Source organism: Paraburkholderia sp. (assembly GCF_026225065.1).
GTDB lineage: Bacteria > Pseudomonadota > Gammaproteobacteria > Burkholderiales > Burkholderiaceae > Paraburkholderia.
The window spans coordinates 1-2025 of record NZ_JAMFSB010000040.1 but is presented as its reverse complement, the minus strand read 5'-3'; the positions used below and the strand labels follow the sequence as shown (position 1 = coordinate 2025).

Here is a 2025-nt window from a genome sequence, read left to right as displayed (position 1 = left end):
ATCTCGCCACTCGCACAGCAACAGCACGATGCCGAGAAACAGGTTGCGCGCCTGGTACTTCCAGAAGTCGTCATGGCCACCCGGCGGATACAGGGCATAGCCGATAGCGAGGATGTCACCCACGCGGAAGAGTCCATTCGAGATCGCCGACAGCGGGTTGTACCGATGCGTGCGACCGTCCTCCGCGAACGGATCGAACAGGTACACGTCCTGCCCGTGGGCGCGCCTGAATCCTGCGGTCAGCGCATAGTTTTCGCGTTTGATGTCGAGTACCACGACGGAATCGGGATAGCTCAACAGGTTCGGGATCACGATACCGACGCCCTTACCCGAGCGCGCGGGCGCGGCGAGCAGCACGAACTGCTGCCCGGAGAAGCGCAGATAACGGCCTCGCCACACGCCTACGACGATGGCTGGGGTGTCTACGTTCATCTGCACGTTCATAGCAACCCCGCCGCGCGGATTTCCGCTTCGCTGGCAAACCGGGCACTGCCGTAGAGGCGCCGCCGCCCGGTACTCGTCACCAGCGAATACAGCCCCATCGCAGGGCCACCCACCGCGACGAGTACGCCCAACAGCGCCGCACCTGCCAGACGCCGGCCACCGTTCAACATCCGGCCGTCGTGCCAGGTGAGCAGCGCATCGGGCCAGCCCCACAATCCTGCGTGAAGTGGATTCACCCGTAGGCTGGCATACAGGAAGAAGGACGCGAGCCACAGCGACGCCAGTAGGGCTCCGGCGAAAAGCGCCAGCGCAGCAACTGTGATTGCGGCCGTTCGCGCGTGATGGCCTGCGGCATTCGCAGCGTCGGGATAAGTCCGGGATAGACGATTTGTGTCCATACGAGCCTCACGCGAATGTCGTGCGGGCCTTGCCCACCGGATCGAACCAGACTTCCGTCATGCTCCAGCGCTTGGCCGTCTGTTCACCCGCTTCGTTGTAAAGGGCATGCGCTTCCATGTGCGCCACCACATCGATGGTCAGAAACAGTAGGCGCTTCAGTGCGGCATCGTCATATGCCGCGGCTTCGGGGTGTTCCTTCGCCATCAGCGCAAAGCGCTCGATCGCAACCGTGGCACTCGATGCGTGATAGCTCGTGATCGAACCCGAGTGTCCGGTTGTCAGGAGTTTCAGGAAGTCGTAGGCTTCAGCCCCACGCAGTTCGGCAAGCAGCACCCGGTCGGGGCGCATACGCATCGTGCTCGCAATCAGGTCGGCCGGTGTCACGCGCGCCTGGCCGTGGCCACCCTTGCTGTACAGCAGATGGACGCAGTTCTCGATGTGTCGGATGAAAAGCTCGCGTACATCCTCGATCGTCACGATCCGCTCGGTCGGCGGGATCGACCGGCACAGGGTCTTCATGAAACTGGTCTTGCCGGAACCCGTGTTGCCGACGATCGCTATGTTGAGCCGCCCGGTAACAGCCAACTCGAAGAACGCGCCCCAGTCCCGCGCTTCCAGACTCTGAACCAGCTTGCGATCTGCAGGGCGCAGCATGGGCAATGCCGCGTCGAGCCCATCCGGGCGATGCCAGACCGTATCGTCGAAGAGCCCCTCGTCCCGGTACGCGTCGAGCGTCTTCTCGCGTGCGGACGGCCGGCGGATAGTGATCGAGACTGTGCCCGGCGGCACGACCGGCGGCACCACGATCTGAATACGGGCATCACCCGGCAGCAATGCGGAGAGGACGGGATGCTGTGCCGAGACTTCCTGGTTCGTGAGCGTCGCGACGGCCACCGCGAACGACATCAGGCGCTCGTAATCGAGATCGACGTAGTCGTAGCCATGCCAGCCGCGATGCGATTCTGTCAGCACGCGCTGTGGCCGGTTGATGACCAGTTCGGTAACGTCGGCGTCGTCCAGCAATCGCGCAAACGGCCGCATCAGCTCCCGCACGGATGCATCGTCGGGAAGCCGAGCCAGCACCGCGTCTCTCGACTGATCCTGCATGTCAGTGAGGGTGATCATCGCGCACCCTCCGGCCGCAGCGCATAGACCGATCCGAAATCGAGATCCCGCGCCACT

The 2025-nt window shown here is 63.4% G+C and carries 3 protein-coding genes; all 3 read right to left on the bottom strand.

Going from position 1 to position 2025, the window contains the following annotated elements:
• Positions 1–444: type IV secretory system conjugative DNA transfer family protein (locus M0954_RS02790; protein WP_297351527.1), on the bottom strand; the 444-nt coding region annotated here is incomplete at its 3' end.
• Entirely contained in the window at positions 441–842 is a 402-nt protein-coding gene (locus tag M0954_RS02785) for a hypothetical protein (RefSeq protein ID WP_297351525.1), read from the bottom strand. The genes M0954_RS02790 and M0954_RS02785, both read right to left, overlap by 4 nt.
• A gap of 7 nt (positions 843–849) precedes the next feature.
• The gene (virB11, locus tag M0954_RS02780; RefSeq protein WP_297351523.1) at positions 850–1968 is read right to left on the bottom strand and encodes a P-type DNA transfer ATPase VirB11; all 1119 of its coding nucleotides are present in this window, start codon (positions 1966–1968) and stop codon (positions 850–852) included.
• Positions 1969–2025 lie beyond the last annotated feature (57 nt).

Excerpts from the sequence above, each read along its gene's own strand:
- M0954_RS02785 (WP_297351525.1), bottom strand. The coding sequence starts at position 842 with ATGGACACAAATCGTCTATCCCGGACTTATCCCGACGCTGCGAATGCC.
- virB11 (WP_297351523.1), bottom strand. The coding sequence starts at position 1,968 with ATGATCACCCTCACTGACATGCAGGATCAGTCGAGAGACGCGGTGCTG.